We start from the raw sequence: 18,670 nt of genomic DNA, 5'->3' as shown, positions 1-18,670 counted from the left end.
TCCTATTTTTTCAAAGCTTCAAGACGCGCTTTTGCGTCACTGTTTTGTGGATCATGATTTAAAACCGCTTCGTACCAATAAATAGCGGTCTCTTTGTCTGCACTAAAGCAACCTTGTGCTGATGCGGTTTCTGGATCGTATTCACGAGCATAATTTAGTGCGATTTCAACATCACCTGATTGCGCTTTATATGCATATAAACGCTGAGCAACATCACATTGATTGTTCTGTTTTGCGAGTGAGATCGTTGCGAGGATAGTTTTGCTATCTGGTTGGCTCTGTATGCAACTTTGTACAAAAGCGAGCGCCGTACCTGATTTCATATTTTCAACACTACACACACTTGGTGTTGATGGCGCTGATATCGGTTGTGGTGCTGGTTCACCTGCTGGATTGCCTCTTAGTAAGAAGAACCACGTTAAGATACCCGCTAAAATTAAGATCAGGATAATTGCTAAAATTAAACCAATTTTAGATTTTTTCGGTGCAGGTGGTGTCGGTCGTTGTGGCGGTTCATCTAGCTTAATTTCAGGAATAATCGGCTCAGGCTCTTTGATTGCTTCAGGCTTCGGCTCTGGTGGTGTTTCGACAATCGGAGCGGGTGGAACGGCTTGAGTATCTAATGTTGCCGTTGATTTTAATGCTTCACTTTGACCTTGTGCTTGAGAAGCTAATACACCATCACGAATACGTAATCGACCGATATCTTGTGTTTCATTATCGTCTTTTAACGTAAATTGATACGCCATTTGTAAGTTGCTAACGAGGGGATCAACTAACGTTTTATCAAGAACGATTTGATAACCGTCATCAGCATCTTCAAGAGACAGCTGGTGGAAAAAGGCATTACCTACCCACTCCCCTTTATCATTTAAGAAATAGCGATCTTGGTTGCGCTGAATGCTTAAATAAACAGGGGAAGCGTCACCTTCCCAATTACGAATACTTAATACCGCAAAGCCAGGACGAGCAGGTTGTACGGGTTTTAATTCTGGATTAAACACGAATTATGACTCCACGACGGATGATTTCATGGTTTGAATGATTTGGCCTAACTGTGCGTTTTGTTCAGCACTGATTTCTCTTCCTGCTGAATGACCTGCATTCTCAGTAATAACCGCCGATAAAGCGATAAGCCAATCAATCACAAATAAAAGGGTATAGTTAACTGGGTTGGTAGGTAAGCGGACTAAGCGCTCATCATCACCCCATTGCACGCTAGTGTTATCGGGTCTTTCAAAGATTTTATGGCCTACATTGATTTTGCTATCTGGCTTCTCAACACCGTTATCTTTGAAATTAAACCAAGTAATAAAATCACCCAATACATTATAAACACGAGATGATTGCTGTTCGGCTAAGTCATCACGGCGGGCAATGGCTTCAGTTCCTGCCAGAGTTTTCAACATGCGTTGTTCAACACCAAGACGATTAATCGCGGTAATAAGTTCATCAACTAACAGCACCATAATTTCTTGGTCGATACCGAGATAGGTTAACAATGTATTGTTATCAGGTAGACTACGCAGATGGTTTATCCATAATGCCATCACTTTTTTAGGGTAGGTAACCTCATTGCCGTGGCCTTTAGGGGCTTCATCTTCTTCTGGCACCAAAGAGATTGGCGCATCGCTAAAGAGATCAAAAGTCGGTTGTTCCATAGCAGCAAAGGCAGAAACTGGGGCTTGTGTTGCTTTTTTGTTGTCTGAAAGGGTATCGACAACCTCTTTTTCCTGCATATACAGGTCGTAGAGAGATTTACGAGACGGCAACAGGTAATCTAGTAAAGCACCTTGTAAATAAGGGCGACTTTGCATAAAACGCAAAATAGTCGCGGCATTACGACGTTTTACTTGTAATTCCTCTTCACCACCTGATTGATACCATTTCTCAAGATGATGACCGATTAAATCACGTTGAATTTCTTGCAGTTGCTCACTGATACGTTCAAGTTTTAGTGATTTTAAGGCAACGGTTTCAAGATAATCGGCAAGGCGTTGCATACCCCCATCGTTAAGCGACAACATGGCATCCCATGCTTGGTCAGGCTCACGAATATAACGTTGGACAGTTTCGTCTTCAGCAAAGGTTTTTTTCATCAGATGTAATTGTGAAACGCTGTCCTCATTGAGCACACTCTCTTTGCCATTACTGATTTGAATAAACGGGGTAGGCATACTCGGTTTACGCACCAAGAAGGTGTTATTAAAGGCATTTCCATTCATCCAATCTGACATCCAAGGGTATTGACCAAAGCGTTCTAACATCGCCATTTTGATCATGCCCCCTTTACCCCATGATTGGCGTAATAACGCTTCATTCATGGTTAAGGAGTTGGTAATACGCATATCAAACATGGTCATCGCCCAAATCAAGCCAGAAGGGCGTTTAGCACGAGTTTGTGCATCTTTACCTTGCGTGTTATTGATCCATTCTGTGAGGACAGCTCCCACTTCTTTTACATCGGATTGTTTGTTTGATGCGGTACATACCACCAGCACATTCATCTCTTGGTTATCGGTATAACGCTCAAACAGATAGGCAACTTTACCCCGAAGAATAAGCTGAGCGAGTGGGTTTGCGCTATCATCATTAACCTGACGGCGCACATCCGCCATGGTTTCAACTCCTAAACGCCCGCGATAACCCGGAAAATCCAGTAGCTCAACCTGTTCAAACAGCGTTTTACTTGGTGCATCTAATAACGGGACGACTAATTCAACCGTGAGTGCAGTTAACTCTGCTAATGAAAGGGTTACAGGGGCATCAATACGATCACCATGAACAGGACAAATGCTGATCTGGCTATCATTGGCAGTATTGAGACGCTCTAACATATCTACGTTCATAATACTGTCGTTTTGTACTAACACACCGTCTTGTTCTTTGACTAAAGAAGAAAGCGGAGCCAAAACTAAAGGTGCATTGCCTAAAGAGGCAAGTGTGGTACTAAAACGCTGATAAGCAGATGTCAGTTCTGCAATGTCGCCCCATAACACTGAAAATAACTTAGCACGTTGGGCTATGCTGAGATAAGGCGCTAATTCAATCGCTTTAGGCCAATAGGTTGTTGCTAATTTCTTCTGACTTTTTTCCGCGTGGCGTTGCAGGTAATCCCATAATGAAACAACATCATCATGAGTAATACCAGCAACAGGTGTCGCACTGCGTTGTGTGCTTAATGAATTGATTAAACGAGAGATTTTTTCTTCATCTAATTCAAAATCAATTTTTTCCTGATTAAAGTCATACAGGTAAGCATTAGCGAGAATTTTAACGATCTCAATTTCGCTAAAAAGATGCAGTTCGACAGGAAACGCTTGTGTACCTTTTGTGGCGTTGCGACTAAAGCGAGTGACTAAGCCAGTGGCTTCTTTACCGCTACCCGGTGGGTTGATATGGTCGATAAAATCAAGTGTTTTACCTGACATGCTGGTTCTTAAACGACCTTCTTGTCCTGCGGCAAGGGCTGAGATCAGATACGATTTTCCTGCCTGAGACAGACCAAAAAAGCCCACTGACATTGGGCGTTGGGTCGCTAAGCTGAGATTTTTTGCCATATTACGGCTACGGCGCAGGCGATAGATAAGGCTATCGGCTTCGGTATTTAAACGAGGTGCATTACCTCTTACAGCACTTACCCAATCAATGGCTTTGCCTGCACCTTGATAAATGGCATCCCATTTGGCTGTTAACTGTTTTTCATCCATCATATTCATTTACCTAATACACTCCCGCTATCCAGCCAATAGGATGTTTCACCAATACCACTATCTGCTAACGTATTGAGTTTGAAGCTTAAACCGTTTTTATTAACGCCACCTTTGCCATTAATAAGCTCCATTTCTTCAATCCGTAATTTTTCAGATTTATTGTCATTATTATGGCTAGAGGCTCCGCGCTCTTCGCCTAGCTTAATATGCAATACGCTGTCTTCTTGGCTTAACTGTTGTGCCAACTTCGGATTTTTAATGCGTAAGGTATAAAGTGGCGAGGCAGGCCAACGGGCGTTATCTAATTGACGAAAACCTAAACGTATTCCGCCTCTGACTTCAAAATAGGTATCAGGATCAGGTTCAAATTTATCCTGAATATCTCGGTAATAAACGTCATTATCGGAAATCGTGTTGTTATTATCTAACATCCCTAAATAACGGACTGTTGAGTAAGTTTTAAAATTACCTGTCGAGAAGTAAAAGTTGAGTAAACGTGCATTCTCAGCCATTAAACACAACATTGCACCAACCGCAGCGGTTGATTTTGGATCGTCAATGCGGCCTTTTTTATTGAACGGATACCAACCCCCCGTTTTGTAACCATGTAATGGCAATATACGAGAAGGTGGTACAGGCTGTAATACTTTTAACAGTGCTTGAATACCCGGTAAGCGAGAAGGGCGACCTGTGAGTAGTAAAACATCACAGGAGTAGTAATAAAGTACCTCACACAATGCTTTTAAACTACGGGTGATGTTAATACGTTCACCTGAAATAAATTCAGCGTGTAGTTGTGTAAAGTTAATTTGTACTGGCACATTCAAGATAGAGAAGCTATCTCCGCCACCTAACTCTTTATTGGCGGCATCGTCAATATAACGTCGCACATGCTCTGTTGGTTGGACATCTAGCAATTCGCCAAAGGTGCTGTTAATACCTTCATGAGGCACTAATGGATCGAAGTTTTCGTATTGGCTTAAAATACGTAATCCAATTGGATTGAAGATTTGTAAGGTAAGCTGTTGACGCAATACTTGCTGACCCGCATCTAAACCTTCACTACCAAAAAGAGAAGACATCAGAGCATCGGCATCAGAAATACCCGCATCTGTTAATGCTGTGCGTAATGCAGGCAAAACACAGATCTGGATGATATCTAATAAAATATCATCACCCGCGATTTTGAATCCTTCGCGGAATAGTTGTGTTGGAATAATTTTGACGTTGCTACCGGTACCCGTATCCAGTTTATAGCGCGTGATAACGAGATCGGTTGTTCCGCCACCAATATCAATTGAGGCAATCTTTAACGTGCTATCACCGGTTAATGCGCGGTTATCTTCCCGCACTTGGCTGGCAAAAAAGGCTTCAGTACGCTCGCCAAATTTAATTTGTGTTTCGTTGTAGAGGTAAACTAATTGACCACAAGTGGCCTCATCCCATTTCACATGGATGTTTGGCATTGGTATACGACATTGTTCATCTTTACCATCAAAACGCAGTTTTTCATCAGTTGGGTCCCAATTCATCGCTTTCCAAATGAGGCCTAATGCATTTTCCATGCACGTTTCAAAAATCGCGCGCTCTGGTTTTGGCATCGCAGGTGGGATCGTTAAAATGATATTACGCAATTGACGAGGCGCACTTGCGTGACTCATTTTAAGGCGTTGAGCTGGGCTGTTCATTTGCGTTAATGCCTGTGCTAACACCTCGGTTAACATCATGGTCATTAATGAACTACGTGTGTAGTTTGGCGTAAAGACAGGCATACGCTCATCAGGCTCTAAACGGAATAACGGTTCACCATGATCGTTTAGAAGGTATGTCATAGGTACAGCGGTTGCCAGTGGCTCTCTGTCTGTTTGGCCAAAAGAGCGACTAAAGCGCCAACCTGGAGAATAGGGTGAGTCATCCCATAAATAACGTTTAGGGCTTGAAATACCTGTTGAGCCTTCGGTTCCTAAGCGTTGTGCTGCCATGCGGTTAGCTTCAGGGCCAACGCGACCAATAGTTGGCCACATAAAGGCATTATTTCGACCGCTATTAACTGAAAAATCTTGTTTACCGAATTCCGCTTGCGCAAATTCAACACGGCTTTCAAATGGCTCGTTGTAGATTTGATAGGGGTGGCTTAAATCACGCAATGTCATTTCATAAAGTTGAGTTAACCCTTTATTATCATTGATATGATCTTCAATTAAGATCCCACATGTACGTGAGTTACCCACATCAAGGATAAGGTCAACTTCAATGGCAGGCTCTTGCGGTTTGGATTCATTAATTTTGATCTCAGGTAAGTGGAGTTTCTCACCTAATATATTGAGCAAATTGAGATAATGTGCCTGATGTTGAAACTCTTTCAGCGCCTCATCCAGTTCATCATGGTACATTTTGGTTACAGTCAGCGCTCTTTCACTAAAGACTTCCTTTAACCAACCATCAATCCAAGGTGTTTCAAGGAAATTTTCCACCTCATAACCTAGATAGGCGAGAGCAAAAGCAACACCAGAACGAACATCTTCTTCGTTTGGTGCGAGATAAGCCGTATTAGTGCGATTGGGCTCAATGCGAGTATCAAAAGCCACTACAATGCGATGTGTATGCCCATCTTCATCTGGCTCTGGCAGTTGGTGAAACATCATTCTCACCCAGTTATCAGGGCCTTGAGAGAATGAGCGTGGCGGATTAAAGCGAAAAAACGGCACTGGCAACCAAGTGTCATTGAGTAAATTTAATGACTCTTCAAGAGAGAAGCTAAATTCTGCTTCTCTCGGTGTTTGTGGTTGATTTTTCGGCGCTGGGTAAAGATAGTTATCGTCTCGCTCATTATAGATGAGTCGCATTAACGGGCCGTTTTCGCCTTTTTTAACAAACTCACCATATTCTTTGCGCTGTGGTAGCGTAAAACCAAAATCCAGAAACTGAATATTGCTGTCACGGATAAGGGTGATTTTATCTTTATAATCGGTCAGTGGCGCTAACATGAATTAATTATTCTCCCGCTTCATTGATAATGGGAATGGCTGACTGTTCTCATATTTCCCTTGGCAATCAGCAATATTTTGGCTTCCAGGTTGGCAAATAATATTTGGCATCAAATAGTTTGAGCCATCACTACACAGAGCCTGACCTTGGTTATTTATATTCAGCCCACCGTGATTGACGGCTGCGTTAACAGGGGCTTTGCAGGTCACGCCATCACTGCGTGTCATGACGACTTGCCCTTTACCATTATCTAATTGATAGTTCAAGCTCAGTGGTTTACCTGTTTTTTGATCTTGAATACCTGCACCTGCTTTCCATTGGCCATTAAGGAATTGGGTTGAGCCATTAGCTAACGCATTTGCAGGAATAGTCAGTGGTGTTGTGTTATCAGCCGTGGCTGGTGGTGTGACATCGGGTGGTGCATTAGGATCAACCGGAGGGTTGGCGGTATTGTTCTCATTCCCTGCATTTTGAGGAGTATCTGTTTTCGGTTGCTCATTTTGTGTTGTGGGATCAACAGGAGGCACATTCGATTGTTGCGCATCGTTGGGCGCGGCTCCTTCAGGTAAAGCACCTTGGTTATTATCTATTTGAGGATCAACCACAGGTAACCCCGTATTAGGATCAACTACTGCACTGTTCCCATCAGTGCTATTAATCACATTTCCATTTGCATCTACGGTGCCTAATGTACCTGTGTGAACGGTACCTGTTGGTATACCAACGGTATGACCATTAGTCACCACAGTGGGAACGTTTGGCTTTTCAAGCGTAGGATCGGGTAGTTGAGGCGCTTCAATATTGGGTGTTTTAATATCGACCGTAGGTAACGTTGGCGCTGAGAAACAGCCTCTTAAGAAGAAAATAGCGAGTAGAAGTAATAATAAAGGTAACAGCCACCATAAGAAACGCCACCAAGGGCGCTTAGTCTCAGTGATAATGACTTTTTCTTGCGCTGGTGGGATCGTTGTTGATGTTGGTGCGATTGTCGCAACAACGGGTTTTAAGCAAGCAACAGGATCAACTCTTAGTTGTTGATTGGCGCTGACAAATCCCCAAAAGGTAATAATCGGTTGGCCATCAACAATAAAAATATGGTTTTCGTCAGGAAATTGGATGGTTTTACTGAGGAGTGCGCCAAAAAGCTGACTTTCTTTATTTCCAGCCTTTTGCCTCTCTTGTTCACTAAAAGCGATTAAATCATCTTGATTTTTTTTCAGCACAGCATAAGCAGCTGTACGCTCTTCTTCGGAAGCTGCAGACCAAGGAATAACCGAGCCATCAATCGGTGAATACCAGTCAATGCGCTCGCCAGTTTCATTCGGCTGAGGAATGGCAAGGCATTGAGAAATATGTGCCTTTCCTTTCAAACGCAGAGTTTCACGTAGCTGCAGTGCAGAGATATAAACAGCCTGTCCATTTTCTCCCATCGGGAGGTAACTTTCTAATTTACCACTTCGTAAGAATGCTTTATTCACGACGATCATTCCGCTAGGCAAGATTATCTATGGGTAAGTTGGCTTATCCGTAAATAGGCTTTAAGGCTAAAAATAAAGATATAAAATTGATATACATTTTATATTATCAGAAATTAGGTGTCTATCTAGCGGATTATTTAGGGTTAATTAACTGATTATTATTAAAGACTTTTTTATTTTTCTTGCGTGAAAGCGGGAATATTGAGATAGCGATTATGATAATTAAATCGTGGCAATATAGGTTGCGCTATATTTTTTGAAATATATAGATTAAATCACTGGAATGTTGGGTTTTACATTAAAAAATAAGGAAATAGAAGAAAAAAAGAAAAAATATAAAAGAATAAACTATTAATAATCATCTAGTCACTGTGATAATAATCACAAAATAGGTTTATTCTGAATAATGAGAGAGCAAGAAAAGAAAAAAACATAATTAAAGAATGGTCTGCAATCGATAAGATATAGAGATTGCTAACTTCAATATAATAATAAAATACACGCGATACGTGAAAAAGTTCACCCTCAATGTGAAACCAAAGAGGGTGAATTAAATATTAGAAATAGTAATTAATCATTATTTACAGTTCTTCGGAATATAATCTTCAATCGCTTTGCGAGTCATTAAACTGACTTCATTCGCATTACGTGCAGTGAAGACTTTACCGCCCGTTGCATTCGCCACACAGTTACCTGCACCCGTTCCTAAGATATCGACAACATTAATAACCGCGCGAGGATGAGCACGTTTTAATGTTCTGGCTGCTGAACATGGATCTTGATCGCAAGACTCTAAACCGTCAGATAACAACACAATAATGGTGTCACGATTATTGCCTTTAATTAGATTACTCGCACGTTTAATCGACTCGGCTAATGGTGTGCCACTATCTGGCTCAATACGCTTAATGTAGTTAAGCAATTTTGACCGCTCATTACCCCCATAAGCAGGGCTTGATTTCACAACACCACAGTCAGATGCCACAACGGTAGTGATTTTCATATCTGACGGAATGTTATTAATGATTTTTATTGCGGCGTTTCTTGCTGTCGTGATCCGTCGGGGTTCGGCATCATAACCTGGGAAAAGTTGTCCAGTTGAAGCAATATAATCTAAATCACTTTCTGTTAAATTCATGCTCAGTGCCATCGAGCCAGAAGCATCAAAAATAAGAATGACCTGTGGTGCTAATTCTGGTGGACGTTCGGCTGGACACATTTGCTTAATTTTATTTGCCAAGCGATTTTCACAAGTTGCATTTGCCGTTTTCTCTGTCACACCGGTTTTTTTCAATTCATCTTGTACACAAGCTTCTAGTGGTGTGAGTTTTTTCACTGGCATAGACTTGGGCACAGGTGCAGGTGTTGGGACTGGTTCTGGCTCTGGTTCAGGAATAGGCTCCGGTACAGGTTCAGGAGTGGGTTCAGGGGTCGGCTCTGGCTCAGGGGCAGGCTCTGGTTTTGGCGGTATAACAACAGCCGGTTTTTCTTCCACAACAGGAGGAACGGTCTTGGGATCAAAACACCCTTTTAGCCAAGATGCCAATAAAATTAAAAACAGCAAGAATAAGAAGAGTAATAGCCAACGTAACCAGCGATTGCGTGTTTTGGCTGGCACATCAGCGAGTGCAGCACCCGCCGCCGCGGCACTTGCACCCGCAGTAACTTGAGCAATAGGTGGTGGCAATGGGGTTGTGCGAGGCCACCATGTAATAACAGGTTGCCCATTAATTACATAGACACTTTCGCTATCAGGCAGCGTTGATGCGGTATCTAAAAGGTGGCGCTCTTCATCCGTAATTCTATTTTGTGAAGCCAATAACGCTGTTTGCGTTTTAATATCGTTAAGGCGTTCATCTAAAATGCGTCTTATTTCTTGTTGTTCTTGGTCTTGTAACGAGGTTAAAGCGACAGGGTTGCCAGAAACAGGAGAATACCATTCAATCACGTCATCCGATTTTTTCTCTGGAGTAGCAAATAGAGAATGATACTTAGTCGGAAAATGTTGGGTCAGCAATTGAAGTAATTGCTGTTGATGCGTGAAGGCAAAATCGGCGCGGGTAATATCAGCCGTTAATCGTGAGATTCGATTCATATTTTAGAGAGCCTTATGTGACGGCTTTATTCGTTTAAAGAAAGAAATTTAAGATAACAATATTATTGACTATAACGGTTTTATAAAAAAGGTGAAATTAAAGCGCCCACTTTTTTAATACAAGACAAATTTTATTTTTATTTCTAAATTCGCTCAATTTATTTCTCTATTTTAACAGGAGAAATAATCCATTTGCTTATTTATCTTCACCCCTATTGGGATGCGTATTTATGTTAAAGAGGAAGATCGCAAATTGGCTGATCTTCCTGATTAAGTACTGGTGAATATTGATATAGCACATAGAGCATCTTGGGGTTACAAGGTATGTTACCCACACTAAAAAATAGCCAAATCATTCGCTTTTAGGGGAATTTATTCCTCTTTTTATGTGGATATAACAGCAGGTTTCTGATGACAAATAAAATAAATAATAACCAATTACTTAATGATGTAACTCGCTACTGGAATATCAGAGCTGAAAGTTATAGTGAGTCTAATCAACAGGAATTGCTGAGCGAGAAACAACAGAAATGGCGTCATCTGTTATTGGGGCATATCAAAGAAGGCGAAACCTTAAAGGTGCTTGATATTGGGACAGGCCCTGGTTTTTTTGCCATTTTATTAGCGTTATCGGGTCATGATGTCACGGCAATTGATGCAACTGAGGGCATGTTGCAGGAAGCTAAACAAAATGCACAAACACATCAGGTAAATATTCAATTTATTCGAGGCGATGTACATCAACTGCCTTTTGCCAATGAGCAGTTTGATCTTGTTGTCAGCCGTAATGTCACTTGGAATTTAAAAGCGCCGCAAAAAGCGTATTCGGAGTGGTTTCGTGTATTAAAACCGGGAGGCAGTTTAATTAATTTTGATGCTAATTGGTATTTACATCTCTTTGATGAGAATTATTGGCAAGGTTTTGTAGCAGATAGAGAGCGTTCAATTGAAAAGCAAGTTGAAGATCATTACGTCAATACAGATACCAAAGAGATGGAACGAATTGCCCGCCAACTTCCATTGAGTCAAATAAAGCGTCCTCAATGGGATATTAATACTTTGTTAGAAGTCGGTTTTAGTCGATATATGATAGATACTCGCATTGGTGATTTTGTATGGAACGAAGAAGAAAAAATTAATTATGGTTCAACACCGATGTTTATGATCCACGCTCAAAAACAAAGAATAAATGATTAAAGGAGAATAACGTGAAGCCCTTATTTTCAGTGTTCTCAACACTATTATTAACATTTACATGTGCTTTTCCTGCGTTAGCAGATAAAAGTAATAATATGTTGGATTATGCTAGCACAAAAGATATTCGTGATATTAACCCGCATCTCTACTCAGGTGAGATGGCGGCTCAAAATATGGTATTTGAATCCCTTGTATTAAATACCGAAAAAGGTGTTGCACCTTATTTAGCGGAACGTTGGGATATTTCCCCAGACGGCAAAAGTTATACCTTTTATTTACGTCATGATGTGACCTTTAGTGATGGCGAACCGTTTAATGCCAACGCGGTAAAATTAAACATTGAAGCTGTGCTAGACAACTATGAACGACATGCATGGTTAGAATTAGTGCGTCAGATTGATAACGTTGAAATTGTCGATGAATTTACCGTTAAATTAAATTTAAAACATCCTTACTACCCAACATTAACTGAATTAGGTTTAACTCGCCCATTCCGCTTTATTTCGCCAAATTCATTTATTAATGGCAAAACAAAAACAGGTGTTGCGAACTATATTGGTACGGGGCCTTGGGTATTAACTGAACATAAAAAAGACCAATATGCAGAGTTTAAAGTTAACCCAAATTATTGGGGAGAAAAACCTGTATTAAATGGGGTAATGTGGCGAGTGATCCCCGATAGACAAACCATGTTACTTTCTCTACAAAAAGGGGATATTCAGCTTATTTTTGGTGCAGATGGCGACATGTTAGATATGGATTCATTTGAAGCTCTTATGGCATCAGATAAATTCAATACTGAAATGAGTGCACCGATCGCGTCTCGCGCGATTGTGCTCAATAGTAGTCGTGCAATAACATCCAGCCAAAAAGTTCGTCAAGCATTACAATATGCCGTCGATAAAGAGGGGATAGCACAAGGTATTTTAGCGGGCAGTGAAAAAGTCGCTGATACTTTAATGGCGCGTAGCGTGCCTTACTGTGATTTTACTTCTCCAACTTATGTTTATCGACCGACAAAAGCGATTGAGCTATTAGAAGCCGAAGGCTGGGTATTACCAAAAGGTCAGGCTATCCGTGAGAAACAAGGTCAGAAATTACAGCTGTTGCTCTCTTATAATGTGAACAATGCGGTTGAGAAAGAGATAGCTGAACTTATTCAAGATGATTTTAAAAAGATTGGTGTCGGTTTAACGATTTTAGGTGAAGAGAAACAAGCCTATTTAGATAGACAAAAAAATGGTGATTTCGATTTACAATATTCACTCTCATGGGGAACACCTTACGATCCGGCTTCTTTTGTTTCATCATTTAGAATACCGGCTCATGCGGATTATCAAGGGCAAAAAGGGTTGGCTAATAAAGCCGAATTAGATGCCATGATTGGTGAGCTATTAATTACACCTGATGAAACACGACGTCAGGAACTCTATAAAACCTTATTTACTTCATTAGCAGAGCAAGCGGTCTATATCCCATTAACCTATTCACGTACTAAGGCTATCCATCGCAGTGAATTAGAAAATGTTGGCTTTAATCCGTCTCAATATGAAATACCGTTTGAAAAGATGCGTTTTAAGCCTTAATTAATACATCAATGAGATTAACCCAAATAAGTGTGGCACGTAATATCAACATGCCACACTGATTAAATCTTATGCTACGTTATATATTCTGGAGAGTGCTGGCGATCTTCCCACTGGCACTGATGATTTCATTTATTGCTTTTATTCTGTTGGAATTAGCCCCGTCTGATCCTGCGGAGGTTGCGCTACGTGTCAATGAAATCGTACCCACACCCGAAGCCATTGAAGGCATGCGTCATGAGCTAGGTTTAGATAAGCCTTTTTTTACGCGTTATTTTTTATGGTTAATGGCGGGGTTCCAGCTCGATTTTGGTACGTCTTTTCTTACCAGAACCCCTGTTATTCAAGAGATGTTAAGGGCATTACCTCCAACACTTTGGCTAGCCTCGACGGCGCTATTCTTTACGATTATTTTGGCACTGCCTTTAGCATTGTGGTGTGTGGCTAAACCTCAAAGTTTTATAGATAAATGTATTCGTTTCATTGTGTTTGTTTTAACGGCTATACCTAATTATTGGTTAGGATTGCTATTAATCTGGGGAGTCGCCGTTTATTTAGATTGGCTCCCTGTCAGTGGAATGTTATCACCACAATCTGTTATTTTGCCTGCTCTGGCGCTTTCTTTAGGGTATATCGGTACTTATTTACGCTTGTTAAGAGGTGCGATGTTAAACCAATGGCATCAGCCTTACGTCTTTTATGCCAAAGCACGAGGATTACCGGATAACCTGATTTTACGTCGCCATATTTTACGAAATTCGCTGTATTCCAGTTTAACGGCACTGGGTATGAGTATTCCGAAGCTTATTGCAGGTACAGTGGTCATTGAAAATATTTTTGCATGGCCGGGAATTGGGCGACTATGTATCAGCGCCATATTTGGTCGTGATTATCCGATGATACAAGCTTATATTTTATTGATGTCACTGCTCTTTCTGTTTTTTAATTTTCTGATGGACGTCATTCAAATGATGGCAGATCCACGGTTAAGGAGAGAATAATGTGGCGGATTTTTTGGCAACGGCTCGCAAAAGATAAAAGTGCACAACTGTGTTTATTGGTGATTATGATTGTGGTTATTGCAGGAATATTCGCCCCTTGGTTAGCACCGCATGATCCCACATTAACTTCAATACGTTTGAAATTTAAGCCCATGAGTGTTGATTATCCGTTAGGTACGGATAATTTAGGGCGCTGTATCTTTTCAAGGTTATTGTTTGGTGTAAGAACGACAGTATTTTATGCCTTATTTGCCATGAGTGTGACATTAATCATTGGTTGGTTAATGGGGATGTTAGCCGGATTTTTCCATGGAAAGACAGATACCTTGATTATGCGATTATGTGATGTAGTTTTGTCATTTCCTGCAGAAATTATGATCTTAGCGTTAGTGGGAATAATGGGGCCGGGCATTGGTAATATCTTAATTGCCGTTGTTTTAGTGAAATGGGCATGGTATGCCAGAATGATCAGGGGGGTTGTTCGCCAATATTCACATCGTAACTATATTGCTTACGCCCGCGTGATTGGTGCGCCTTCTCACCATATTTTACGACGCCACTTATTACCTGTGACGTTTGCTGAAACTATCGTCTTAGCATCAACCGATATTGGCAGTGTTATTTTAATGATCTCGGCGCTCTCTTTTTTAGGGTTAGGCGTACAACCACCGATCCCAGAATGGGGAAATATGCTCAGTGAAGCAAAAAATGTCATGGTATTACATCCAGAACAGATGTTGCCTGCGGGGATTGCTATCACTCTTGTTGTCACTGCCTTTAATTTTTGGGGTGATTTTTTACGTGATGTGTTTGATCCTGATAATCGCCAGTCAGTAGGAGAAAAGCATGAACAACTTACTGACGCTTGAGCATGTTTCTATTACTCATCAAGAAAGCGGAAAAAAGCTGATTGATGATGTCTCTTTCTCGATAAAGCAAGGGCGTACATTCGCAATTATCGGAGAAAGTGGAAGTGGCAAAAGCTTGATGAGTAAAGCCATTATGGGATTACTGCCTGAACAATTAGTAGTATCAGGGGAGATCCTCTTTGAAGGAAAGAAAATCAGTGATGAGGCATTTTCTCAACGTCGAGCTTTATTGGGAACATCTTTAGGTTTGATTGTTCAAAATGGCATGAGTGCGTTTGATCCTTTGATGAAAATAGGTAAGCAAATCAGCCAAACTTTAATCTACCATTTTTCCTATACTAAAAAGCAAGCGCTGGAAGAAACTCAGTTGGCATTATCTCATGTTTTTCCTCATCAATTTCAATCTATTATGCAGGCATTCCCTCATCAATTAAGTGGCGGACAACTACAACGTGTGATGATTGCAATTGCGCTCGCGTTGTCACCTAAACTATTAATTGCTGATGAACCGACAACGGCGCTTGATGCACCCCTTCGTCGAGAGATTTTAAAGCTACTCCAGCATGTCGTCACCACTCATCATTCAACGCTGATTTTTATTTCCCATGACTTAGGACTCGTTAATGAAATTGCTGATGATATTGTCGTGATGCAAGAGGGAAAAATGGTTGAATGTGGTGATAAAGCAACCGTTTTAACATCTCCAACACAGGAATATACGCGTTATTTAATTAATGCACGCCGACAGCTTTCATTACGTTTTGAGCAATTGATTAATAAAAAAACAGATTAATATCATCATAATAAAAGAGATGCTATGTTATTAAACGTTGAGAATATCAGTAAGTTTTATACTCAAAGAAATAACACTTTATTCGGTGAAAAAGTGAAGGTTATTGATGCGCTTTCTTTTAATATAAATACCCAAGAAACTTTTGGTTTAGTAGGGGAAAGTGGTAGTGGTAAAAGTACCTTAGCTCGTTTAATTTGTGGATTAGAATTACCTGATAGTGGTGTTATCTCTTTAAATAATAAGCCCGTTACAAAACGACTTCATCGCCAAGGTATAATCAGTATCGTTTTTCAAGATTATCTGACTTCTGTTAATCCGACATTAACGGTAGGCGAAATTATTGCTGAGCCGATTAAAATCATTAATCCAAGTATTCGCCATCAAGCACTCAGAACACTTATTTTTGCTTTTTTAGATAAAGTAGAATTACCTAAAAGTTGCTATACCCGTTATATATTTGAACTGTCTGGTGGTCAGGCTCAGCGGGTATGTTTATGTCGTGCATTAGCGTCTTATCCAAAACTTATTGTATTAGATGAAGCGCTTAGCTCTTTAGATATTCCCACTCAAGTTCAAATATTAGATTTATTAAAACAGTTAAAAGAAGAATTTGCACTCTCTTATCTTTTTATTAGTCATGATATTCAAACGGTGGCTTATTTCTGCGATAAAGTGATGTTCTTTTTACAAGGTAAGAAAATTGAATTATGTGAGGTAAATAATCTAGGTAATGTTACACATGATTATTCTAAAAAACTTATTCAATCTGTTATCTAATTAATAAACAGCAATACTGTTAAGTATTTTTTGATGTGATTCTTTTTCTGCTAATGTCGCTGAAAAAGTAGTAGAGAGAGACTGACAGCAATATTTTTTAACATGATCAAACACTCCAAAAATGAATATATAAATTTAAATTAACTTATTAAAAATAAAGTAATAGAGCGTTATAGCAATAGGAATATTATTGTTTTCCCTGATTTCATTATTTTTTGAATAATATCTTTCATTATTAGTGAGATATCTTTTAATAGAAGAGAGGGTATTGTTGAGGCGTTAATATTATTTTAAGTGTTTTTACTTACATTATTAATTAAATGTTCGTTAGTTTCATAGCGAACATAATCGATTCAGTACGTCATCTAAATAATGCATAAAGCCAAATAAATAAATTACCTATAAAATCATATAGTTAAATTATCTATGTAGATCTGCATCACAAACTACTCTTATTGTGATTGTTTTTTCGTCATGCTCGAATTAACTTGCTAACTCGAAGTAGCAAAAATTAGCATAGCGTTAGCAAATGATGAGGGTTCGCATGGAACAACAATATTTTATTGGCGTTGATGTTGGCTCAGCCAGTGTCCGTGCAGCGGTATTTGATAGCAATGGAAAGCGTTTGGGCTTTTCTGTCCGCCCTATTGCTCAATTCCGTCCAAAAACGGATTTCGTTGAGCAATCGTCTACCGATATTTGGCAGCAGGTTTGCACTACCGTAAAAGAGGCGGTGGCGTTATCTGCTATTGATCCTATCCATGTGAAATCTATTGGTTTTGATGCCACTTGTTCTTTAGTTGCAGTGGGTAAGGACGGTAAAGGGCTTTCTGTTTCACCAAGCGGTAACACTGAACAAGATATCATCATGTGGATGGATCACCGAGCTGTACAAGAAACGGTCACCATCAATCTGACCAATGATCCTTCACTGCGATATGTTGGTGGTGAAGTGAGTATTGAAATGGAATTGCCAAAAATTCTGTGGTTGAAAAACCATTACCCAGAACGTTATCAAAATGTATGGCGATTCTTTGATTTAGCAGACTTTTTAGTTTGGAAAGCAACATCAGGAGATGTAGCAAGTACCTGCACATTAACCTGTAAATGGAACTATTTAGCACATCAGGGACAATTCAGTGAGAGTTTGTTAGCCGATGTAGGTTTGGATGAATTATTAGAAAAAGTACCACAAACCATTCTGGCATTGGGTGAACAAGCAGGTTGTTTAGATGAGTCGGTTGCCAATGCGTTTGGCTTGCACACAGGTGTCATTGTTGCTTCAGGCATTATTGATGCACATGCGGGTGGCTTGGCATTAACGGCATCACAACCTGAAGGGAGTTTGGCAATTATCAGTGGTACATCTAACTGCCATATGATTGTGAGCCAATATCCCATTATGGTGCCCGGTGTTTGGGGACCTTACTTTGGCGCGATGTTACCCGAATTGTGGCTAAACGAAGGTGGTCAAAGTGCCGCTGGTGCGTTAGTTGAATGGTCTATCCGCCGTCATGAGTCATGGGCTGAATTAGAGCAAGAAGCGAATGAAAAAGGCGTTAACTACTATGCCTTATTAAACGAAGCTGTCGCTGAATTGGAAGAGAATGAACAATATCCAACGACACAGTTTCATGTTTTAGCTGATCATCATGGCAATCGTTCTCCGCGCGCCAATCCTGCTGCAAAAGGTATGGTAAGCGGATTAACACTGGAAAGTGGTCGTGTTGCATTGGCTCGTTATTATCTTGCAACACTGCAATCTATTGCTTATGGCACACGCCATATTATCGACACACTTGAAGATGCTGGACATCAAATCAATCGCATTGTGATGTGCGGTGGAGCAACGAAAAATCCATTGTGGCTACGCGAATACGCCAATGCGACAGGTCGTGAAATTCATTTAGCACAAGAAGAAGATGCGGTGAATTTAGGGGCTGCGTTACTCGGTGCTGTCGCGTGTAAAGCCTTTGATGATTTCTCAAAAGCTGCCAGCGCAATGGTACGAGAAGGCAGCATTATCACACCAGATAGCGACACGTTTGCTTTCCATCAAGCTAAATATCAAGTTTATTTGCAGATGTATCAAGATCAGCAGCGTTATAACGAAATGATGTCAGATTGTTGACCTCTAATTTTTCCGATTATGAACCAAGTTTACCTCACCAGG

General features: G+C 40.4%; 12 protein-coding genes. 7 read left to right on the top strand and 5 right to left on the bottom strand.

The window, feature by feature from the left end; genetic code table 11:
- Nucleotides 1–2: 2 nt before the first annotated feature.
- From CUB63_RS10925 to CUB63_RS17510, 5 genes are all read right to left on the bottom strand, one after another.
- Nucleotides 3–1,004, bottom strand: coding sequence for a hypothetical protein (locus tag CUB63_RS10925; protein WP_006534512.1), 1,002 nt, complete (start codon nucleotides 1,002–1,004; stop codon nucleotides 3–5).
- 3 nt (nucleotides 1,005–1,007) lie between these two features.
- Nucleotides 1,008–3,713, bottom strand: a complete 2,706-nt coding sequence (locus CUB63_RS10920) for a putative virulence factor (RefSeq protein WP_232240007.1) — start codon at nucleotides 3,711–3,713, stop codon at nucleotides 1,008–1,010.
- A 2-nt stretch (nucleotides 3,714–3,715) separates the two neighbouring features.
- Entirely contained in the window at nucleotides 3,716–6,700 is a 2,985-nt protein-coding gene (locus tag CUB63_RS10915; RefSeq protein WP_072064938.1) for a virulence factor SrfB, read from the bottom strand.
- Nucleotides 6,701–6,703: 3 nt separating this feature from the next.
- Nucleotides 6,704–8,179, bottom strand: coding sequence for an SrfA family protein (locus CUB63_RS10910; protein ID WP_109399142.1), 1,476 nt, complete (start codon nucleotides 8,177–8,179; stop codon nucleotides 6,704–6,706).
- 577 nt (nucleotides 8,180–8,756) lie between these two features.
- Nucleotides 8,757–10,274, bottom strand: coding sequence for a vWA domain-containing protein (locus CUB63_RS17510; RefSeq protein ID WP_157955980.1), 1,518 nt, complete (start codon nucleotides 10,272–10,274; stop codon nucleotides 8,757–8,759).
- A gap of 411 nt (nucleotides 10,275–10,685) precedes the next feature.
- On the opposite strand from CUB63_RS17510, the gene CUB63_RS10890 reads away from it, so the two are divergent.
- The 7 genes from CUB63_RS10890 to CUB63_RS10860 all read left to right on the top strand — a co-directional run bounded on the left by CUB63_RS10890 (nucleotide 10,686) and on the right by CUB63_RS10860 (nucleotide 18,628).
- Nucleotides 10,686–11,471 (top strand): class I SAM-dependent methyltransferase, encoded by a 786-nt coding sequence (locus CUB63_RS10890; protein ID WP_072064934.1) that lies wholly within the window; start codon nucleotides 10,686–10,688, stop codon nucleotides 11,469–11,471.
- Nucleotides 11,472–11,482: 11 nt separating this feature from the next.
- Complete coding sequence (gene nikA, locus CUB63_RS10885) at nucleotides 11,483–13,057, top strand: nickel ABC transporter substrate-binding protein (RefSeq protein ID WP_109848017.1); 1,575 nt, start codon at nucleotides 11,483–11,485, stop codon at nucleotides 13,055–13,057.
- Between the two features lie 71 nt (nucleotides 13,058–13,128).
- Nucleotides 13,129–14,058: a nickel/cobalt ABC transporter permease gene (gene opp1B / locus CUB63_RS10880; RefSeq protein WP_109848016.1), complete on the top strand. Its 930-nt coding sequence runs from the start codon at nucleotides 13,129–13,131 to the stop codon at nucleotides 14,056–14,058.
- Nucleotides 14,058–14,927, top strand: a complete 870-nt coding sequence (opp1C, locus tag CUB63_RS10875) for a nickel/cobalt ABC transporter permease (RefSeq protein ID WP_109848015.1) — start codon at nucleotides 14,058–14,060, stop codon at nucleotides 14,925–14,927. The genes opp1B and opp1C overlap by 1 nt, the downstream gene beginning before the upstream one ends.
- Nucleotides 14,905–15,720: an ABC transporter ATP-binding protein gene (locus CUB63_RS10870; protein ID WP_109399137.1), complete on the top strand. Its 816-nt coding sequence runs from the start codon at nucleotides 14,905–14,907 to the stop codon at nucleotides 15,718–15,720. The genes opp1C and CUB63_RS10870 overlap by 23 nt, the downstream gene beginning before the upstream one ends.
- Before the next feature lie 24 nt (nucleotides 15,721–15,744).
- Complete coding sequence (locus CUB63_RS10865; protein ID WP_072064925.1) at nucleotides 15,745–16,497, top strand: ABC transporter ATP-binding protein; 753 nt, start codon at nucleotides 15,745–15,747, stop codon at nucleotides 16,495–16,497.
- A 544-nt stretch (nucleotides 16,498–17,041) separates the two neighbouring features.
- The gene (locus tag CUB63_RS10860) at nucleotides 17,042–18,628 is read left to right on the top strand and encodes an FGGY-family carbohydrate kinase (RefSeq protein ID WP_109848014.1); all 1,587 of its coding nucleotides are present in this window, start codon (nucleotides 17,042–17,044) and stop codon (nucleotides 18,626–18,628) included.
- Nucleotides 18,629–18,670 lie beyond the last annotated feature (42 nt).

The sequence above is a fragment of the Proteus penneri genome (genome assembly GCF_003144535.1).
GTDB classification, from domain to species: domain Bacteria; phylum Pseudomonadota; class Gammaproteobacteria; order Enterobacterales; family Enterobacteriaceae; genus Proteus; species Proteus penneri.
Note: the sequence above shows the minus strand (reverse complement) of the source record. Positions and strands in the feature narration are given on the sequence as shown.